Origin of the sequence: Burkholderia ubonensis (genome assembly GCF_902833085.1) — a bacterium.
GTDB lineage: Bacteria > Pseudomonadota > Gammaproteobacteria > Burkholderiales > Burkholderiaceae > Burkholderia > Burkholderia ubonensis.
Window position 1 is genome coordinate 96,088 of record NZ_CADFEB010000014.1, and the last position, 20,151, is coordinate 116,238.

At 61.7% G+C, this 20,151-nt stretch carries 19 protein-coding genes and 2 pseudogenes; 5 read left to right on the forward strand and 16 right to left on the reverse strand.

The features are described from left to right. Window positions 1–154: 154 nt before the first annotated feature. Window positions 155–391: a hypothetical protein gene (locus HWX31_RS32800; protein WP_174959493.1), complete on the reverse strand. Its 237-nt coding sequence runs from the start codon at window positions 389–391 to the stop codon at window positions 155–157. Here HWX31_RS32800 and tssJ point away from each other — a divergent pair. The 3 genes from tssJ (at window position 390) to HWX31_RS32815 (ending at window position 3,214) form a co-directional block, all read left to right on the forward strand. Next, on the forward strand, window positions 390–989 hold the full coding sequence (gene tssJ, locus HWX31_RS32805) for a type VI secretion system lipoprotein TssJ (RefSeq protein ID WP_415493238.1): 600 nt from the start codon (window positions 390–392) through the stop codon (window positions 987–989). The genes HWX31_RS32800 and tssJ overlap by 2 nt on opposite strands. 102 nt (window positions 990–1,091) lie before the next feature. Next, window positions 1,092–2,438, forward strand: coding sequence for a type VI secretion system baseplate subunit TssK (tssK, locus tag HWX31_RS32810; RefSeq protein WP_174959489.1), 1,347 nt, complete (start codon window positions 1,092–1,094; stop codon window positions 2,436–2,438). Continuing rightward, window positions 2,435–3,214 carry a DotU family type IV/VI secretion system protein gene (locus HWX31_RS32815; RefSeq protein WP_174959487.1) on the forward strand — a complete coding sequence of 260 codons (780 nt, stop codon included), beginning with the start codon at window positions 2,435–2,437 and terminating at the stop codon, window positions 3,212–3,214. The genes tssK and HWX31_RS32815 overlap by 4 nt, the downstream gene beginning before the upstream one ends. A 121-nt stretch (window positions 3,215–3,335) precedes the next feature. Here HWX31_RS32815 and HWX31_RS32820 read toward each other — a convergent pair whose 3' ends face one another. Both HWX31_RS32820 and HWX31_RS32825 read right to left on the reverse strand, forming a co-directional pair. Beyond that, window positions 3,336–3,659, reverse strand: a complete 324-nt coding sequence (locus HWX31_RS32820; RefSeq protein ID WP_059612080.1) for a DUF7716 domain-containing protein — start codon at window positions 3,657–3,659, stop codon at window positions 3,336–3,338. Between the two features lie 154 nt (window positions 3,660–3,813). Next, window positions 3,814–5,643, reverse strand: coding sequence for a methyl-accepting chemotaxis protein (locus HWX31_RS32825; protein WP_174959485.1), 1,830 nt, complete (start codon window positions 5,641–5,643; stop codon window positions 3,814–3,816). Here HWX31_RS32825 and HWX31_RS32830 point away from each other — a divergent pair. Beyond that, window positions 5,642–6,124: a hypothetical protein gene (locus HWX31_RS32830; protein WP_174959483.1), complete on the forward strand. Its 483-nt coding sequence runs from the start codon at window positions 5,642–5,644 to the stop codon at window positions 6,122–6,124. The genes HWX31_RS32825 and HWX31_RS32830 overlap by 2 nt on opposite strands. On the opposite strand, the gene HWX31_RS32835 is transcribed toward HWX31_RS32830, so the two are convergent. From HWX31_RS32835 to HWX31_RS32865, 7 genes are all read right to left on the reverse strand, one after another. Beyond that, complete coding sequence (locus HWX31_RS32835) at window positions 6,075–6,515, reverse strand: SMI1/KNR4 family protein (protein ID WP_174959375.1); 441 nt, start codon at window positions 6,513–6,515, stop codon at window positions 6,075–6,077. The two genes, HWX31_RS32830 and HWX31_RS32835, sit on opposite strands and share 50 nt — an antisense overlap. Window positions 6,516–6,558: 43 nt before the next feature. Beyond that, entirely contained in the window at window positions 6,559–6,927 is a 369-nt protein-coding gene (locus HWX31_RS32840; protein WP_174959482.1) for a hypothetical protein, read from the reverse strand. A gap of 83 nt (window positions 6,928–7,010) precedes the next feature. Continuing rightward, window positions 7,011–7,592 (reverse strand): hypothetical protein, encoded by a 582-nt coding sequence (locus HWX31_RS32845; protein WP_174959480.1) that lies wholly within the window; start codon window positions 7,590–7,592, stop codon window positions 7,011–7,013. A gap of 62 nt (window positions 7,593–7,654) precedes the next feature. Continuing rightward, window positions 7,655–7,990 (reverse strand): hypothetical protein, encoded by a 336-nt coding sequence (locus HWX31_RS32850; RefSeq protein ID WP_059613958.1) that lies wholly within the window; start codon window positions 7,988–7,990, stop codon window positions 7,655–7,657. Next, the gene (locus HWX31_RS32855) at window positions 7,987–8,406 is read right to left on the reverse strand and encodes a hypothetical protein (RefSeq protein WP_174959478.1); all 420 of its coding nucleotides are present in this window, start codon (window positions 8,404–8,406) and stop codon (window positions 7,987–7,989) included. The genes HWX31_RS32850 and HWX31_RS32855 overlap by 4 nt, the downstream gene beginning before the upstream one ends. Before the next feature lie 123 nt (window positions 8,407–8,529). Then, window positions 8,530–8,835 carry a hypothetical protein gene (locus HWX31_RS32860; protein ID WP_174959476.1) on the reverse strand — a complete coding sequence of 102 codons (306 nt, stop codon included), beginning with the start codon at window positions 8,833–8,835 and terminating at the stop codon, window positions 8,530–8,532. Window positions 8,836–8,901: 66 nt separating this feature from the next. Beyond that, the gene (locus HWX31_RS32865; protein WP_174959474.1) at window positions 8,902–9,243 is read right to left on the reverse strand and encodes a hypothetical protein; all 342 of its coding nucleotides are present in this window, start codon (window positions 9,241–9,243) and stop codon (window positions 8,902–8,904) included. Between the two features lie 105 nt (window positions 9,244–9,348). Between HWX31_RS32865 and HWX31_RS35095 the strand changes: the two are divergent. After that, a pseudogene (locus HWX31_RS35095) lies at window positions 9,349–9,510 on the forward strand (IS630 family transposase); the annotation flags it as partial. Between the two features lie 38 nt (window positions 9,511–9,548). Here HWX31_RS35095 and HWX31_RS32870 read toward each other — a convergent pair. From HWX31_RS32870 to HWX31_RS32895, 6 genes and pseudogenes are all read right to left on the reverse strand, one after another. Next, window positions 9,549–9,962: a hypothetical protein gene (locus HWX31_RS32870; protein ID WP_174959472.1), complete on the reverse strand. Its 414-nt coding sequence runs from the start codon at window positions 9,960–9,962 to the stop codon at window positions 9,549–9,551. 284 nt (window positions 9,963–10,246) lie between these two features. Next, window positions 10,247–10,609: pseudogene (locus HWX31_RS32875) on the reverse strand (RHS repeat-associated core domain-containing protein); the annotation flags it as partial. 13 nt (window positions 10,610–10,622) lie between these two features. Continuing rightward, window positions 10,623–11,153 (reverse strand): imm11 family protein, encoded by a 531-nt coding sequence (locus HWX31_RS32880; RefSeq protein ID WP_244143906.1) that lies wholly within the window; start codon window positions 11,151–11,153, stop codon window positions 10,623–10,625. A gap of 538 nt (window positions 11,154–11,691) precedes the next feature. Continuing rightward, window positions 11,692–12,234, reverse strand: a complete 543-nt coding sequence (locus tag HWX31_RS32885) for a hypothetical protein (RefSeq protein ID WP_174959468.1) — start codon at window positions 12,232–12,234, stop codon at window positions 11,692–11,694. 8 nt (window positions 12,235–12,242) lie between these two features. Further along, window positions 12,243–16,856 (reverse strand): RHS repeat-associated core domain-containing protein, encoded by a 4,614-nt coding sequence (locus tag HWX31_RS32890; RefSeq protein ID WP_244143907.1) that lies wholly within the window; start codon window positions 16,854–16,856, stop codon window positions 12,243–12,245. 37 nt (window positions 16,857–16,893) lie between these two features. After that, window positions 16,894–20,067, reverse strand: a complete 3,174-nt coding sequence (locus tag HWX31_RS32895; RefSeq protein WP_174959466.1) for a type VI secretion system Vgr family protein — start codon at window positions 20,065–20,067, stop codon at window positions 16,894–16,896. Between the last annotated feature and the right edge of the window lie 84 nt (window positions 20,068–20,151).

Genomic DNA, 20,151 nt, shown 5'->3' on the forward strand with positions numbered 1-20,151 from the left:
ACCGGCGCGTGAGTTTTAAATCGTTGAGAATCTGGTTCTTTTGCTTTGCGAGAAGCGCGCGGGTATAGTACCGATCAATTTTTCATAATTCAATCGTCGCGTGCAGAGTAACTCGTTTTAAAACCGCGCGTACCACCTCGCATGACGCCGCGCGTCAGAGTGGGAAGCGTTCGCCCGGATCGGGCGCGCAAGTTTTACTCATCCCGCGGCGCGCGACCCGGAATACGGAAAAATTTGCCGGGCGACCGCCGCGGCGGATGCGCGCCTTGCTTAATAGCTGAACGATGAAATTCCGCCATTCCGACGGATGCGGCAACGGCTGATAGAAAGGCTGGTAGTTTTGACAGGGAGTAAAAGGCGGCAAGCCGGAAACAACGATGAAATCGCTCATGATTCGCTATGCGCTGCCGCTGGCCGCCTGCGCACTTCTGGCCGGATGCGTGGCCGCCCCGCTCATCGGCTCGGCCGCGAGCGCCGTGATGCAGGCCGCCGGCGTCGGCAAGCCCGAGCTGCCCGATTCGCAGAAGCCGCCGCGCAACGTCGGCATCACGCTCGCCGCGGCCTCGAACCTGAACGCCGCGAACGACAACAAGCCGCTCGCGCTCGTCGTGCGCCTCTATGCGCTGAAGGACCCGACCTCGTTCCAGCAGGCGCCGTTCGACAGTTTTACCGATCCGGACAAGGAAAAGGCCACATTGGGCGCCGACCTGCTGAACGTGCGTGAAATCACGCTGATTCCGGGCCAGCGCTATACGGCGACCGAAAAGGTGTCGCGCGAAGCGCAGGCGTTCGGCATCGTCGCGCTGTTCCGCGACCCGGCGCTGCAGCGCTGGAAATTGACATTCGATCCGGCGAAGTCGGAGAAATCCGGCATAATCATCGGCCTGCATAATTGCGCGATGACCGTCACCGGGGGTGTCGTCATCGCGCCGCAACAAGGCGCGCCTTCGCAACCGCTGAATTTGCTTTCGTCGGTCCGCTGCGGTTAAGCATGACGCATGAATGTCAATTAACAAGAGTTAACAAATTGGCGATTTAATTCGGGCGCGACCAATCGATTACTTCGCATCACGACATTAACCGGGTTTGACATGAGTTATTCGGCCAAGGTGCTATGGGGAGAGGGGCTGTTCCTCCGGCCTCAACACTTCCAGCGACAGGATGCGTACCATGAGGCGCGCCTGTTCGAATCCATCCAGGCGATCCAGCCGTACAACTGGGGCGTGCGCACGGTGCGCTTCGACCGCGACGCGCTCGGCAGCAACGTGCTGCGCCTGGCCGAGCTGTCGCTCGTGTTCCCGGACGGCGTGCTGTACGCGGCGCCGCAGGCGGACGACCTGCCGCCGCCGGTCGCGCTCGACACGCTGCCGGAGGGCATCAACGAGTTCGTGTTCTACCTCGCGCTGCATCCGCTGCGCGAGAACGGCGCGAACTACAACGACGATCCGGCGACCGGCTTCACGACGCGCTTCGTCAGCGAGCAGACGAGCGTCGCCGACAACTTCACCGACGCGGCCGAGGCCGACGTCACGTTCCTGAAGACGCAGGTCAAGCTGATCGCGCACAGCGAGCCGCGCGACCAGCTGCTGTCGGTGCCGCTCGTGCGCGTGCGCCGCACCGCGACGTCCGGCTTCGAGATCGACGACAGCTTCGTGCCGCCGTGCCTCGCGATCGAGGCGTCGCCGATCCTGCACCAGCGGCTGCGCCAGCTGATCGACGCGCTGCAGGCGAAGGTGAACGCGCTGTACGGCTTTCACCGCGAGCCGTCGAAGAACATCATCGAATTCCGCTCGGGCGACATCGCGTCGTTCTGGCTCCTGCACACCGCGAACGCCGCGTTCGCGACGCTCGCGCACCTGCACCAGCATGCCGCGCTGCATCCGGAGCGGCTGTTCCAGGAACTGCTGCGCCTGGCCGGCCAGCTGATGACGTTCTCGAAGGGCTACACGCTCGCCGACCTGCCCGCGTACCGCCACGACGACCCGGGCCCGGGCTTCGCGCGCCTCGACCTGATCCTGCGCGAGCTGCTCGACACCGTGATCTCGACGCGCTACTTCGCGATCACGCTCGACGAGGTGCGTCCGTCGTTCCATCTCGGCCGGCTCGATTCCGGCAAGATCGACGAGAAGACCGCGTTCTACCTCGCGGTGTCCGCGGACCTGCCGAGCGTCGAGCTCGTCGAGGCCGTGCCGGCCCGCTTCAAGGTCGGCGCGCCCGACGACGTCGACAAGCTCGTGCTGTCGGCGATGCCCGGCGTGCGGCTGTCGTATACGCCGCAAGTGCCGCCCGCGATTCCCGTTCGGCCGGGCGCGTGCTACTTCGCGCTCGATACGCGCGGCGCGCTGTACGAGCGCATGCTGCAGGCCCAGTCCGCGATGATCTACGCGCCGACTGGCATCAATGACCTGAAGTTCGAACTGATCGCGGTCACATCATGAGCTACGCGCCTTCCCTGTTCGGCGACAACGCGCCGCCTCCCATCGCCCCGGCATCGACCGATTCCGCGTTCCAGGCGCGCTCGCTGCTCGACCTGCTGTACGACGGCTTCTACATGCTGTTCCTGCTCAAGAACGGCCGCGAGCCGGAGAGCGCGAGCGAGTTCAGCACGCGCATCCAGGAATTCCTCGCCGACTACGAGCGCGGCGCGAAGAAGCTGAACATCTCGGCCGAGGACGTGTACAGCGCGAAATTCGCGTTCTGCGCGGCGGTCGACGAGACGGTGCTGTCGTCGCAGTACAAGATCCGCCCGGACTGGGAGCGGCGGCCGCTGCAGCTCGCGCTGTTCGGCGAGCAGCTCGCGGGCGAGAAGTTCTTCCAGCATCTCGAGGATTGCCGCGCGAAGGGCGCGGCGCGGCTGCAGTCGCTCGAGGTGTTCCACATGTGCCTGCTGCTCGGCTTCCAGGGCAAGTACCTGCTCGAAGGGCCGGAGAAGCTCGCGTACCTGACCGCCCGCATCGGCGACGAGATCGCGCACATGAAGGGCAAGCGCGCGCCGTTCGCGCCGCACTGGACGCTGCCGGACCAGATCGCGCACCGGCTGAAGCGCGAAGTGCCGGTGTGGGTGATCGGCGCGGTGTTCGGGCTCGTCGCGCTGCTCGCGTATCTCGGGCTGAACACGTATCTGAAGGACAAGACGCTGCAGGCGCTCGCGCCGTATTCGCAGGTCATCAAGGTCGGGCCGGAATCGGCGAATTTGACGATTTCGTTGCCCTGAGGGTGACGCGCGAGGTTGCGCTGGAGGGTAAAAAGGACCGCTTTCTTTGCGGTCCTTTTTTGTTGCGGTTCGCACGCGCTGCGAACCCGACTATGCGGCTCCGTCGTCGGGTCCCACGATGTCACAGGAGAATGAACGCGTCGTTCTCCACGTAGAAGACAAATGCGTCGAGCAGTTGCGAGAGGCTCGGATCGTCCACCTGCTCGTGCGCGTTGATCACGATGTCCTCGATCGTCGCGCTGTCGAGCGTGATGCGCCAGCCCGGTTGCTTCGCGATGTCGGGCACCGTGTCCTCGTCCGGGTCCGTCGAGTCGGGCGCGAACGCGCCGACCGTGTCCAGCGTCCACGGCGCCGGGGGCAGGTAAAGCCGGCCGGAGAAGTCGCCGGGCTGTTCCAGAATACGTTTCAGCGAGACTTCGGTCGCCGGTGAAGTCGAGGTAAGCATCGTTGCCGCAGAAATAAGCCAAAGGATCGATCAGGCCGCAGAGCGTCGCGGCGGGCCGTGATTATGCCAATGAATCGCGGCATGCGGCGACGGACGGCATGAATGCGCGAGCCGATCGAATCCAACACCTTGCGGTGTCCGGCGTCACCCACCGTCAGCCAGTCTGCAGCGCAGGCATGCGACCTTCCTCCAGCTTGAACTCGCCGACCGTCTCCGCGAGCTTGCCTGCCTGCTCGCGCAACAGCGTCGCGGCGGCGGCCGACTGCTCGACGAGCGCCGCGTTTTGCTGCGTCGCGTTATCGAGCTGCGATACGGCCTGATTCACCTGCGCGAGTCCCGTGCTCTGCTCCGTCGCCGCGACCGTGATTTCGGCAATCACGCTCGTGATGCTGCGCACACTCTCGACGATTTCGTCCATCGTCGCGCCGGCCGTCTGCACGAGGCCGGAGCCGCCCTCGATCTTCTCGACCGACGAGTGGATCAGCTGCTTGATCTCCTTGGCCGCTTGCGCGCTGCGCTGCGCGAGCGCGCGCACCTCGCCCGCCACGACTGCGAAGCCGCGGCCGTGCTCGTTCGCGCGCGCGGCTTCGACCGCCGCATTGAGTGCGAGGATGTTGGTCTGGAACGCAATGCCGTCGATCACGCCGATGATGTTGGCGATCTCCGTCGACGCTTGCGTGATGTCGTGCATCGTCGAGACGACCTCGCCGACGACCGCGCCGCCGCGCACTGCCACATCCGACGCCGAATCCGCCAGCCGGCTCACCTGGGTCACCGCATCGGCCGAGTTACGGGCCGTGCCGGCGATTTCCTCGAGGGCCGCGGCCGTTTCCTGAAGGCTCGACGCGGCATGCTCGGTTCGGCTCGAAAGATCCTGGTTGCCTTGCGCGATCTCGGCGCTCGCCACGTTGACCGATTCACTGAACTCCCGAATCTGCAGCAGGATCGTGCTGATTTTTTCGGCGAACAGGTTGAATGCATGCGCGATCTGCGCGGCTTCGTCTTCGCCGCCGGCGGGCAGGCGCTTCGTCAGGTCGCCGCTGCCGCTGGCGACGTCGGTGAGCGCGTCGCGCACCAGCAGGATGCGCTTGAAGGCTGCGTTCGTCAGCGCGCCGACGAGCGCCGCCGCGATGAAGGCGACGATCAGGATCGCGATGAGCGTCGTCGTCGCCACCGCGCGCATGCCGGTCGTCACGTCCGACTTGTCGAGCGCGAGCACGAGGGACCAGTCGGTGCCGGCGATCGGCTGGGCGCGCAGCAGCTTGGTCGCGCCGTCGATGTCCACGGCCACAGGCTCGGACGCCGCCTTCAGCGCTTCGAGGTGCCCGGAATCCAGCGCCGGCGACAGTTCGGTCGCCTGCTTCATGATCAGATCGGTTTTCGGCGCGGCGATCACGCGTCCGCTCTTGTCCACCAGGAACGCGAAGCTCGACGGCGTCGGGTGCACGGCGGTCACGATGGCACTCACGCTCTGCATGAAGAGGCTTGCTGCCATGACGCCCTTGACGGCGCCATCGCGCACGATGGGCACCGCGAAGGCGAAGGCCGGCTTGCCGCTCGACGCGTCGCGGTAAAGCGCCGTCGCGACCAGATGGCCGGCGCCGAGTGCCTGCTGGTACCACGGGCGCGCGGTCGGGTCGTAGCCGGGTGCGAGCGGGACATTCGAGAAGGCCGTCTTGTCCGGCAGACCGAGCGTCAGTACCTCGAAGCCGCCCGACTTGCCCAGCAGCTTCAGCGCCGGCAGCGGATCGCCTTCGCCGATCGCGATCGTGTCCGCCAGCGCCTGGGTTTCCCTGCTCCGGCTCGCGACCCACTCGTCGATCGCGAGCGCGTGCCCGGTGAGGATCGACTTGTGGTTCTGGTCGATTGCGTCGTCGTTGTGATGCTTCACGACGTAATAGATCAGGCCGCCCGTGGCGGCCAGCGCCGTGACCACGATGGCGACGCAGGTCGCGAGAATCCGTGTGCGAATCGATGACAGCATGATGACTTCGATCTCCCCTTTGCCGCTTGATATGGAATGGGTCGCCGAATCGGCGGGCAACGCCATGTTTAACGACCGCTGTCGGGGGATCTTAAGGCCTGACTGGTCAGACCAGTTGGTGGCGTGTCGACGGGCTACCGCAGTTGCGGCAGTACCGAACGGCGTCTCCGCTTATCTCGTCAAATCGTCGATGCTGGCGAACCCTTCACGCACGACGAACTCGACCGCGCGGCGCAATTCCGAAAAATCGGCCCGCAAGTTAGTCATCAAAGCCAACGTTGAAACGGCCATTCGTCTTCTTGATAAAGCACGCCCTGGTCGCAGGCTCACCGCCAATCTCGTAGCGTTGATTGACCCAGACGCCACGCTTGCCGCCCAGTTTGCCGGATATTTTTCCAAGGTCGATGCGCTGCTCGGCCATTTCATCCCCGTCAGGCATCCGCAGCCGTTTCGTCGAAATACCACGCCAGGAATGCCGTGAACGTTGCCCATCGCGCGTCGGTCTCGCCGGCGATAAAGCGTGCGTGGTCGCGCAATTCGTAATCGTAGACTGTGCCGTCTCGCGTGTCGTACAGGAACATTCCCTCGCTTTCGTCCGAGGTCAGCGGAACCACTTGCGCTGGAAACCCGTAGCGGTCCCGTACGTAGTCGAGCGCGCCGGCAATGCCGGAATAGTCGGTCAGGTCGAATAATTCCGCGACAGGACGCAGGCCGACGAACGGCCCTTGATACGTGAGGTAGAACTGCGCGAAGCCGGTGTCGTGTGCGATGCCCAGACGATCGAGTGCGTCGAGTGCGGCGTGCCGGTCTTCTCGCCGTACGTCGCCGGTCGCTTTCGACAGGTATGTGTGGACGTTTGCGGGAATCGTCATCGGTATCTCCATGAACGGCGCGTTGCCGCATGCGGCCCGGGATCTAGTTTTCGATGTACTTGAAATGCATCGCCAACCCGTTCGCGTCTTCGGTGAATTCGGCATGCAGTATCGGCTCCGCGCGCTTCCCGCCATGCCAGAGCCGGCATTCCAGTCCCCAGACACCCGCCTCGTGCATTTCGTAAAGGTCGAAACCCGGCGCGTCAGCCCCACCGGCATTGCCTCTGTCTGGTGGCGGAGACCAGGCCGGAATTCCGTCGAAGTAACCGGACAGCGCGTCGATCACTTCGTCGTAGATCGCATGCCCGATACCGAAATCGTGCGCCAATCCGACCGCATCGCGCGCGTTCACCTGATCCAGAAAGCGTGCCACGCACTCGTACGCGAGACTTGCTCGCTCGTTCATCGACATTGCCGACCTCTGTTTCTCGACTGGCGCCACCACCTTTAAAGCGCGCAAACCGGCAACGATGCCTGCTCGCGTCGCCGCGTACGTCACGTGACCTGTACAAAGAAAAGACCCTTGCCGGATTTCGTTGCGACGAACAGGTAGCCCAGTGCGTCGCTCAATCCGAAGATGTCCGTCCATCCGTCAGGAAAGTCGCCCGAGTACAACTGGATGGCAAATTCGAAATCCTGCGGGAGAGACAGGTCCTCATCTTGCAGCAGCCCCGGGTGGCCGCCGATCCCGCTACCGTGGAACGGATCAGGGACTTCGTCGCGCACGCGCAATGTTCGCGCCGGAATCACGTGTGCGCCAAACATCTCGGTCCCTTTCGCGTGAAAGATCACACGCGTCGTTTGGTCCCTTGTGATTATCTCCATCTCACCGGAATCGCCGTGGTACGTTACCCGGTCCAGAAAATACTCGCTCGCCGAATAAAGCGAGAACACCGACACGTATTCGTATCCGCATCCGGCGATACCCAGGAACGCGGCCGGCAACGACGCGATCAGGTGAAGCGCCTCTCCCGAAGACGACGTTGGCCAGCTTTCGACGCCGCCAATCAACGCGCCGCCGCCAATTCTCGGCTCGAGCGCATCGTGAGACGTCTCATCGAAGTCGATCTCGTTCATGTTGTCCATCTGTGTCGGATGAGGGTACGTCTTGCTCGCCAGGATCTACGTGCCGCACCGCCTCATCTCATATAGACAGTCTTGACCAATTGCCTGGTCTCGATCGCGTACACGTAAGTCACGCCGCGACCGTGCAGGTACATTCCTCGGCTGGCGATCTCGAACGGGACGCCGTTGATCTCGTACGCCGGATTCGGCATGAGCGAGACGGCAATAACACGCCCTTCGCTGCCGACATTGATGGACATCGTGTAGTTGCTCAACGACCACTGTCCTTTCGACAGCGCCTCGAACTCACGCAGCGCCGCACCCAGTACCTCGAGACAGGCACCGTCAAGCGAAATGTCGTCGGGATATCTCGTCAACACATCGAGGACGTCGTCTTCGCTGAAATTCATATCTGATCCGTTCGCTGGCGTACTGCCAGAAAAGTATCCACAAGCGCCACTTTTCCTTTCGGCTGATCGAACTGGCGGAACTCGGGGGTCGAGAAGCCGCCCATTCCGTTCAATTCGGCAAGCTTGTGCAATGCGTAGTCGCACGCGTCGCGCGACAGAACGAACGCGATGCCGTCTTTCCGGTATTCAACCTGATCGTCGTTGCCGAAGCCGAACCGTAACGTCACGACCTTGTTCGAACGGCAATCGAGTGCTTCGAGGTCAATCGACGCATGTTCGAGCCACGTTCCTATCGCGGCGAGAAAGCGAGTCCCCTCCTGAACGTCGAAAACGAAGGAGAGGCCGCCACGATCCCGGATGACTTCAACCATCGCGCGCACCGTATCGATCATCGCCAGATCGAATGCCTGCGCCAACCGCAAAGGTCGTGCGCGGCACCTGGACTACGGGTCGGCGGCGGTTGAGATGTCGCGCCGACTCGTTGCTGCGCCGCTGCCGCAATGGAATGAGTTGCACCGATTCGTGTCGCAATCGCCAACTCACAGCGTCATGTCGCGGGCAATGTCCGTGAGACGCGATGCGAGCTCGTACAACCTCGCTGCCATCTGCTCGTTGCCAAGTTCTTCCCGGTGGCGCGTTCCGCTGGAGATCAAGCTAGACTGCAGATCGATCCGCACATTGACCACGGCCATCGGCACGCCGGCTTTCACCTTGTAGTCGTTTCGCAGGATCGACATGCTTTCGATCGCTGCGCGCGCCTCGTCGTCCGACACGCCGGCATTCGTGCGTGCGTTCGTTGCCAACGACAGCATGTCGTCGATCCAGTTTTCAGCCGTGTCGTTCATCTCGTCAGCTCGCCGATACACACCACACCGCGACGAACCGGCCAGTTGCCTGTTGCGTCTCGCCGCTCAAACCGACCGCCCGAAATATACGATCTCGAACGCTTCGGTCCATGGTTGGAACGCTTCCGGCAGCACCTTAAGCAAGTCGCCCTTTCCACCGATTCTTGCGTCGCACGCGAATACGACCGCATCGACCTTCGACTCACCGGAAATGGTCAGCACGACGAGGCTGCCGCCGCTCCCCGCGAACGCCGCACGCCGGCAATACCCGGGATCCTCGATGTCGTCGAAGAATTCGACACCCGACGCGGCCAAGTCCGCCTCCCGGCATTTGATGTATCCCCAGTCTGCAATCCGGACCGGATGATCCCGGAAAGCGGCTTCGAGGGTTGGGTAGTGAGTCGTCATATATCGAAGGCCTGCCTGTTCGATCCGGCCATATTGGTGATTGCGATGTCTCACAGATCTTTTCAATTCTTGCTTCAACCACAACGCCCTCCTCGCGCCCTGATTTCGCTGATCGCTGACAAAGCGATCCGCAGAGGCTCGGTCAGATCGGCCAAACAACCGATTAACCGTATCGATCAATTCGCCTTCCACTACAACGAAAACTGCAAACCGCTCATCTGGACTGCTTCAGCCGATTTCATCCTTGAAAAGCTGTACAGACTTTGATCGCGAATCAGCGGAACGGGACACTAGCAGTTCTTCATTCAACGTTTTATCAAGTTCGCGTACAAGTCAACCTCACGATTATTGACAACATGAAATTTGACGCCACGGCCAATCGCATAGCAGTCACCGAACTGCCGAACCTCTTCGATTGACTTCGGATCCCCTGCTTCCCCGTATACACCGTCGACATCCATGCACCACAAGTCACCAAACCTCATCAGGTGCACGCCAGTACAAATCGAGTTTGGCCAATCCCCCTTCCAGCGCGCGTTAAATTCCACAATGTCTTTCACGATGATCGCAACGGTATCCCATTGATTACCCGGAACCGAATGGTTCTTCGCGTAAAAAATGCCTTGGGCTGCAGGCGACTCTCCTATTGGATAGAAGAAACCGAACGACACAACAAGACCATCGTCGAAATTATGGTAGTCGTGCAGCAGTTCGCTCACGTTTTCAGACATCTTAGCCTCTCACTGTCAACAAGGGCTACTCAGCGGCCTTTTTCTAGCTTTAAAGATAGTCAGATTCGGCTCGCGAAGTGCCTAAGAATTTCTGCTACTTCCAACGCCTCCGACTCAGACAGCTCAATCGGATCATTCTCTTTTGCAACCACCTTGATATGAATGGACGAACCTTGTTCGATCCATATTCGAACGGCCCATCGCTCGCTTCAAAATAATCTTGGCTCGATATACCTTGCATTGCTATTCATCTGTAGTAGGGAAGTGCGGATTTCCGTCAGCCGCCGGACCGGATCGTATCGATAACCAGTCCCGCCCTTACGGCTATCCTCGCTCCGAGCCAATTGCCCCACCGCGTCGTAGCGATACCGCCGCTCGGACATCGGCGCGGGCGCCGTCGTCCGCTGGATCGTCTGCTGCAACGCTCGTCCGGTCGGGTCGTACATCGTGCGCGGCCCGACCTTGCTCGACAGCATCCGCACCGTCTCCCGATGCAGGTCGTCGCGCACGATCTGCACGCGCTTCTCGCTATCCAGCAGCATTCCGTGCACATGACCGGAGCCATACATCAGCCAGTCGATCGCATGCCCGTCCGGGCGCACGGTGGTCCGACGCCGGTTGCCCAGTTCATCGTATGTCGGTTTGGCGTCAACCGGCCGGTGGGATACCAGCAGTGAACCTGACTCCTTTCTTCGTGGCGCACAATACACCATCGGCCAGTTGATCCCCGACGACGATGTATGTCGGGGAATCGTATTGCCGACCGATGCCATTGGCCGGGAAATCGGGACGCAAGACCATCTTTTTGAAACCGACCTTGGCGTCGGGAAATCCCGAGATTTTCACCACTATCGACTCGGAGGCGTCGTGATCAACCACGTCAACCTTCCTCGTCGGGTTGAGAAGGAAGTACGAGCCATCAATAGCCCCTCCGTCCGATTCAATAACTGCCGGAATGAACTGAACATCACCGTCATTCGCCAGATCTTCAATCACAACACGCACCGCTTCACTTACGAGCGGAATCAAGATATCTGACCAGATGACGCCATAGTCTCGAATCTTTGATAGCCCTCTTTTGGGAAACTCGAATAACAAGGGGGCGGGTCTTACGAGGGACTTTGCCGCCTGCAGCTCGAAGCGATCCACCCCACTTTTTGCCTCGTCGTAGAGTGCCATCCGACTTTCCGGATAGTCCACCTCCGTGGTCCAGATTTTCGCCATACTTCCTCGCTCAGTTTGCGACACGCCCATGGTCGATGGCTCTTGTTGAGCATCCGATGACCTGCCGACACCAAGAGTCGCGACAGCGGCCCTTGATGTTTAATGCCGCCAGGCCCATCTCAAGCCTCAGAATTTCCTGCAAATTACCAGGACCGCCGTATCCGATAAACGCGGCGAGGCGTGTAAGCCTGTGGTCCGCATGTCGCGCTACCCCATCCCAAAAAGCGACTCGATGACGTTCTTGATCCACGCCTTGACGTCGCCCCAGGTGATCTTTTTCCGCCTCAAAACTCTTCTCAGAAAAATCACTGATCACGCGACGGCAATGCCTATGGCGACACACATACTTAAAAATGAAAATTCACTCACTAGAATTAATGAGCCAAATTTCCCCCAAGAATTTTAAGCACCTTTTCTTACCCGCCACATTTTTCTTTGCAAACCCCAATGGCGACACCCCTCACCCCAACCAACTCATACGCACCCAAAAATCCTACCCAATGTCGTTAATCCAATTTTCAATCAACTCACCAACCCCCTCATCCAACCGTGCCGTCGACACCTTATTCAGAAACCAAATAGCCCTCGACTTCAGCGATTCATCATGAATCGCACATATAGAAATGAGATCAATGCAGTTAAGGACCTCATCCATATTCTCGCTTTCGATAAAATGAAAATACAGAGATACACCCCTTGAAATCTCGCAAAGACATGCCAAACGGAAATCCTCGTCGGGATGTCCATCCTCCTTTACGCTAGCCAAACCTATCTGAGCGAGAATCTCAAGCAGCCTTGCCCGAGACACTTCCGTTGCACCTTGAATTGCATCAATCACACACGGAATCGTCGGCAGGGCGGACGGATACAGGCTTCCCTGCAAGATTACAACATTGTCGATCTTCCAATAATAATCATCCGCCTCATCTTCACTTTTAGCACTTCCGAGCCCGATGATTGCCGCAGGCACATCCACCGCACTCCCATTAGCGGTCGAGTATTCGGCCCAATTAAACCTATCGAGATCCCACGACATAACGCCCTCTATTCCTCAAATTCCGTGCCAGGCTCATGGAATTGGCATCGACTATATTTCCCCTGACACCTCTTACACACCGGCACCTGCCTAAGTACCGGAGCCTTTCGCGGCCTTACCGCCTTCGTGAACACTACCTTCTCTCGGTCGCCGCCTAGAGCTGCGACAACATGGTCCTCCGCACATAATCCACCGCCAGACCCCCTGGCGGCAACCTCCCCTGTTTCAATGTGATACCCCGCTGTTACCGTTGCAGGACGATTTTTGGCGACCGCCCCGAGTTCTCCCGCCAATTTATCTCGTGCGGCAACGGCTTCCTGCAACTTATCGACATTGCTAAGCCCGAGCGGATCAATCCACCCGATTGGGTTGGGAGCATATGCAAATGTATTAACTCCACCACTGAGCCCAATCGGATCATTACTGACAAAGCGCCCCAATCGCGGATCGTAGTACCGATGCCGGTTGTAATGCAGCCCCGTCTCCTCATCAACCTGCTGCCCCTGAAACCTCAGCAGATTCCGCGGCGTGATCCCCGCCGCCTTCGACGCCCGCGCAATCACCTCCCGCGCTTCGCCCCACGCCTTGTACGAAGCCTCCCAAACCACGTCACCCAGTTCGTCAGTCATCAGCAGCGGCGTGCCAATCTGGTCACAGTGGTAATAGAACGCGTGCGCTTCGCCGACTCGCTCCGGCACGCGCTGCAGCGGATCATCCTCCGGCGTGTATCGGTCCACCTCCGTCCGTTCCGGCGTCTCGATCCCTGCGACCGGCGCACTCACGTACTGCGCCAGCGGCACGAACGAATCCGCCTCATAGACGTAATGGGTACTGCCTTGCGTTTCGCTCTCGTACGCCAGCCGATCGCCATCCCACCCGAACGTGGTCCGCTCGCCGTCCACCTCCTTGGCGATCCGCCGACCCAGCGCATCGTAGTAATACCGCGACGCACTCCTTCGCGACGCCTCTTCCACCCGCGCCGCCCGCAGCCGGTTAAACGCATCCCACTCGTAATGCTGCTCGCCCGCCGGAGACGTTCGATGAACGAGGTTCCCGCGCGCGTCATACTCGAAACGCTGTCCTGCATACCGCTTCAACAGGTTGCCGAGTACCTTCGGCACCTCGGCCGGCAACGTGCTTTCCGGACGCACCGGACTCGAGCGTGTCGCCGTACGTGCTGCTTCCGGATGCCCCGGATCCACGATATTGCTCGCCGGATCAAACGCAAACCGCTCCTTGCCTGCCGGTCCGATCGATTCGATCAGCCGACCGACCGGATCGTAGCGATAGTCCGTCAGTCCCCGGCGGCTGTCCTCGATCTGCGTGAGTTGTCCCGCCCCGTCGTAACGATAACGGCGCTCCGCCAACGGCGCGGGCGCATTCGCGCGCTTCACCGTCCGTTGCAGCAATCGCCCTGCAGGATCGTACACGGTACGTTGATCGATCTTGCTCGCCAGCGTGCGCAACGTCTCCCGATGCAGATCATCCCGCTCGATCTGCACCCGTTCCTTGCCGTCCAGCATCATTCCGTGCACGTGCCCGGAGCCGTAGGTCAGCCAGTCGATCGTGTGACCATCCGGTCGAACCGTCCTGATCCGATTGCCGAGTTCGTCGTAATCGTGATGCCACACGAAACTCCTGCGCTCGCCAAATACGTCGTACGCGTGATGCTCACGCACCAGATTGCCGACCGGATCGAAAAACCGATGGATGCGGCTGTGTCGATTGCTTGCTTCGATCAAGCGCCCTAAAGGATCGTAAGCGAAGCGCTCCTCTTGATCCTCAACCGAACGCCCATTGAGCCGACCGCCGCGGTCATGGGACATCCGCACGACCAGACCTGCCTCATCGACCGATTCAAGACGGCTGCTCGCCTCGTCATATGCGTAGCGCGTCGCCTTTCCGTCGAAGTCGATCTCCTCGATCAACCTGCCGGCCGCGTCATATTGAAATGCATAAGTCGCATGATTCGGATCGGTCAGCGCGACAAGACGCCCCAGCCGGTCATAACGGTATGAGAGCACCTGACCGAGCGCATCGGTCCGGATGTTGATACGCCCCGCTGCGTCGTACCCGTAACGCGTCACTCGGCTCAACGGATCGGTACGAGTCAGCAGACGTCCTTCCGCGTCGTAGCTCAATTGTTCTCGGCCCGCCGGCGAGACCAGTTCGACCAATTGCCCGTTCACGCCATAGCGGAACGTCGTCGTACCGCCCGCCGGATCTTTCGCCGCGACCAGCCGGCCCTGTCCGTCATACGTCCATTGTGTCGTCTTGCCCGAGCAGTCGGTATGGCTCGTCAGCTGTCCGGCTTCGTCGTATTTCAACGACTTTGCGCCACCCTTCGCGTCCTTGATCTGCGTGACGAGCCCTTTCCCGTCATACGCAAACTCTGTCTTGCGGCCAAGCGGATCGATCTGCGCGACCAAGTTGCCCGCGTCGTCGTATTCGCGCAGCCACGGATGCCCGAGCGGATCGGTAACGCGAACGAGTTGATCCTTCTCGTCGTATGCCATCTCGACTACGCTGCCGTCGGCACGCTGGTGACGCACGAAATTGCCACGCGCGTCATACGACAAGTGTTCGACAGTGCCGTCGCGATGGATGAACTGGACGAGATTGTCATTCGCATCGCGATACATCCATTCCTCGCTGCCATCCGGATGGATCACGCGGAACGAGAAACCCTTGACGTCGTAGTAGTGACGCGTGACGTTGCCGAGCGCATCGGTCACGCTGACCATCCGGAAGTCCGGATGCCACGCGAGCCGCACTTCGTCGCTGCCGTCGTCGGCGTATTCGCGAACGCATTTGGCCGTCGGGCCGGTGCCGCTCCATTCGAGATTGACGCCGCGGCCGGTCCGATCGGTGTAACGCGTGACGAGGTGGTCGCGATAACGGTATTCGCGCCGGTTGCCGTAGCGATCGGCCGCGGAAATCAAATCGTTGTCGCGATCATATTCGTAGGTCGCGAGCGTGCCGAGGCGTTCGCCCTCAGCGTCATGGTGTGCGATTTCGATGATGCGTCCGTGCGCATCATGGCGAAACGCGACCTGCGCGTGCGGCGTGATCAGTCGATACAGCCGGCCCTGTTCGCCATAATCGAGCGTGACCTGGTTGCCCGCGCGATCCTTGATGAACGCAAGGCGGAATACGTTGCCATGCCGCTCGTACGCCTCGAGCAGCATGTGTCCGCGCGTCAGCGTCAACCACCGATCGTCGAGACGCAGCAGCGTGAGGTCTTCGGCAAGATCGTCGTGGGCGCTGCCTGCGGCAAGCAGCGGATAGTCGAGACTGCGGCCTTCCGCGTCGTGATAGACCAGCTTCGAATCGACGATATCGATGCGTGTCGTGTAAGGCGTGATCCAGCGCGCGCCAAGCTCGCCGCGTTCATCGTTCGCGCCGAAGAACGAGCGATAAGTACGCTGCCACGCGATCGGCAACGGACCATCGATCGTGAAATCGTCGTGGACGATCCATTCATCACCGAACGCGAAGCCGATCGACCTTTTGGTTCGTTCCGGCGGGGTCTTCACCGGCGGACATTTCCGCTTGCACTGCGCACCGCCCGGCCGCTGAGCTTCAGTCGTCGCGCGCACCTCCTCCAGCCGATGCTCCGCCTTTTGCTCGACGACCTTCGTCGTCCCGTGCGCTTGCACCCCCGTCGAATGCGGCTTCGGATTCCGCTTTCGCCAGCTCCGCATGCCGTCCTCGCCGATCGTGATCAGCCAGCCGATCTTGCCCGCATCGTTACCGTCCAGCTCGCGAATACGCTTCTGGATCGTCGGAATGCGCTTGTAGATATCGTCCGCGAAAAGCTGCAGTTTTTTCGTCGAATTCGGATCAATCAGTTCACCGGCCGAGGTCGCCACGTTGATAACGGCCTTCCCCTCGACCTTCCAGATGTCCGTGAGAAACCCACCGAAGTTGCTGAGGACCTTCCTGCCGTCGTACGCAACGATAGCCTCCCCAGCGCCCTTCAAATGCGACCCAGCCGACTTCACGTTGTGTCCGACTTCGTACTTCTTCCCCGCCGCATGCGCGAACAGGTCGGCGATCGCCTTCATCAGATCGCCGATGAATTTCGCACAATGGTCAAGCACCTCCTTGAGCCCATCGCGCATCACCTTCAGGAACTTCTCGATCTCGCCCGCATAACGTTCCTGCACGTTCGCGATGATCGCCGCGATGATCGCGTCGCGCAGCACCTGCAACGCGGCGTCGCCGACTGCCTTCCCGCTCTTGACGATCTCCTGCCGGATCAACTTCAGGACCGGGCGCGCGCCCATCCGGATTTCTGCCGTGCCCGGCGGCAACGGCACGACGCCGATGAGATCGAGGCCGAGGTTGACCCAGTCGAACGCATCGATCGGCTTGTCGCCGTGCTCGATCATCGCCTTGACGTCGAGCACCGCATCGACCGCCGCGAAGATGTTGGCGAGAACCGGCACGTTCTCCGCGACCATTTTCAGTCGACCGACGTTGACGCCGCCGCCGCTGACCTTGATCAGCCATTTGTCGAACACTTCGATGCCGGCCTTTGCGTCGGCCTCCGTGATCTTCATGATCGGCGACACGAACACGTCGGTCGGTTTGGGTTGAATGACGCCCGAAGCGGTCATGATGTTCTTATTCCCGGAATGGTGGATGGGGCGACACTCAGATCGTTTTCAGTGCGGCGGCCGCACTGCGCGCCGATTGCGCGAGGCCGCCAACCTGTTGCGCGGCGGCGCTCAACTGGCCCGCTTGCGACAGTGCTGCCTGCGCACCGGCCGGCAACACGCTGCCGGCGGCCTGTGTGGCGATGCCGAGGCCCTGGCCGGCGACGGCCTTCGCGAGCGCGGCCGCGCCCTGCGACGCCGAGCCGGTCAGTCCCGCGAGCGTGCTCGCCGCGCCGACGACATTCGACGCTCCGGCCGGCAACATGCCGCCGAGCGCCTGCTGAGCCATGCCCATACCTTGGCCTGGGGCGGTTTTCGCAAGTGCGGCGCCGCCTTGCATCGCAGAGCTCGCCAGTCCTGCCAGCCCACCCGCGGCGGCGCCCGCCGACGGAAGGAACGAACCGAGCTGCGCGTGCGCGGCGGCCTCGGCGCCGCCGGCCGGCGCGGGATTCGGCGGCCACGGCGCGACCTTGAACAAGCTCGACGCCTGATCTTGCGAACGCGGATCCTCGCCGAACTTCACCTGCGCGGCGCCCGGCGGCAGACCGCTCACGATCATGTGCCCGTTATTGTCAAGCGCCCCTTTCTTCAGCAGGCCGCCGTTGCCGTCGAACACCGAGAACATGCCGCCTTTCACCGGCTCGCCATTCCCGTATGTGTGCAGCAACTCCAGCTGCCCCGGCTGATCCGGCCGCGGGCTCGGCAGCGGATACCCCATGCTCGCCGGCCCGCTGAACGCATGCGACGCGCCTTTCACGTCGACTTTCCCCGGCGCATGGATCTCGATGTTCCCGCCGGCGATGCGGATATACCCGCCGCCGCTCGTCAGCAGGATGCCCTGGTCGGCTGCGATCTCGATCCTGTCGGTCGCCGACAGCACCTTCACCGTCTTCTGCGCAGTCACTTCGATGCTGTCCGACTGCGCCTGGATCTCGACCTTGCCTTTACCGGCGAACAGCTTGATCCCCGCGTTTTGCACGAACAGGCTCAGCTTCTGCCCGATGCTCGCGAGCAGCGACTTGCCCGCCGCAACGTGCACGCTCCGTCCGCTGGCGATATTCACGTGATCGTTCGCCGCCACGTGCACCGACTGCTGTGTCGACATCGCGATGCCCGACGGGCTGCCGAACAGCATCACCGGCTCCTTGAACGCGTTCGCGTTGCCGGTGCCGCCGCCCGCCGTGCGTCCGCCCGACGCGCTGCCCGGCACGCTGTCCTGCGTCGCATCGGTGAACGCGCGCAGCGTATCGTGCGCGTCCTTCAGGTTCTCGGCCTGATGCTGTTCGCTGACGCCCGACAGCGCTTCAACAAGGCTCTCCGCGTTCACCAATTGCTGCTGCGCTTCCTTCACGTCGAGCGGCTGGCTGTTCGGCGCTTTCGGGTGCGTCGTTACGTACAGGCCCTGGCTCGCGCGCACCGCGCCATGCGCATCCGAACGCAGATCGAACCCGCTGCCGAGATACGCCCCGCGCGCATTGCCGTTCTGATCGATCAGATAACCGAGATGCAGCAGGCTGTTCGCGCTGCTGCTCATCAGCTGCACGCGGTTCTGCCCGGTCGCGTCGTCCATCACGAGCTGGTTGTAGCCGCTGCCCGAATACTCTTTCGACCGGTACCCGGACAGAATGCCGTCGCTATGCCATTGCGGCTTGGCTGCGCCGTTATAGACGCGGCCCACGGCCAACGGCCGATCGCAGTCACCGCCAACGTAGTCGATCAGCACTTCCTCGCCGATGCGCGGGATGTGCACGCCGCCATAGCCGCCGCCGGTATCCGACTGCACGACGCGCACCCAGCACGACGCTTTCTCGTCGCCCGGATTCACGCGATCCCAGACGAACTGCACGCGGATGCGATTCAGCTCGTCGGTATAGACTTCCTCGCCCTGCGGCCCGACGACGATCGCCGTCTCCAGATGCATTGCCGGCTTGTGATGCTCGAACGGGCTGCGGTACGGGATGCTCGCGCGCTGCGCTTCGACCTCGACGAGGTAGAAGCCGACCGAGCCGTCGCCGTGCGGCACGCGACATGCCGGATCGGCGGCGCAGCCGGCCTGCGCCTGCATCAGCGCCTCGCTCAGGCTGTGCGGAAAACTCGCGCCGCCGCTCGACACCGGCAGGTTGTTCTCGATCCACCACGCGACCTCGATCGCCGCGAATTCGCGCTGGTCGGCCGGGTCGCGATCGTGCTCCGGATGATCCGACAGCGTGAAGCGCCGTCCCGCATCGATGCCGCGCACACCGCCCGCGGCGCGAAAGCGCTTCGCCTCGGATTCCCACGCCTCCATCCGGACCTTCGTCAGGTGGTCGCCGCGCGACTGGTCCAGATACGTGTAAGCGCCGGTGTACTCGTACACCTCGAGCTGGTCGGGCAGCTCGCCCTGCGTACCCATCGTCGGCAGCGTCGTGCCTTTCGGGTTCGACGGCACGGACGGATTCTTGTAGTCGAAGGTGCGCGTCGTGCGCGTGACGCTCTGCAGCGTGCGCGTGCCGGTCCATTGCGTGAACGCGTCCGTCTCGCTCGCGGCGCCCGCGCGATAGAAGCGCACCGTCTCCGGCGACAGCGGTGCGAACGCCTGCAGGTTGTCGGTGATCACGAGCGTGTGCGACTTGCCGTCGTCGGCCTGCTGCCATGCGAAATAGAGGCCCTCGTCCTCCATCAGCCGGTGCACGAAATGCCAGTCGGTCTCATGCTGCCGCGTGTACGAGCGGCTCGGCAGCGGCGTCGACAGCGCAAAGCGGAAACGTCCCCGCGCCTGCGGATGGCGGTTCAGCACGTCGCTGACGATCTGGTCGACAGGCGCGTCGCTCCAGATCCGCTGATCGCGGCGGAACTTCAGGAAATGGGTGAAATCGGCGAACACGAGCTGGTAGGTCGTGAGCTCGCCGTCGGCGCCCAGCCGGCGCGCGGTATGCACGTAGCCGTGCATCGGCCGGTAGTCGCGATCGGCCTGCTGGATCCACAACGTCACCGGCTGCGCGATCAGCTTCTTGAGTTCCACATCGCCGTCCGCCGCCAGCACGTCCAGCGTGAATTCGTATGCGCGCCCGATGCGCGAGCGGCCGACGGCGCGCTGCACCGTCAGCGTGTTCGCGCCGAGCGGCGTGTCGAGCTTCAGCAGCCGGTCCTGCTGAAGCAAGCCCCCGCGCATCGCGGCAATCACGTTCTGCATATTCTTATGGCCTCGTTTTTTCTTTTAAAGCACCCTCGGATGGCGCATCTTCGAATTCCTGCCCGCGCGCATTCTACCGACAAA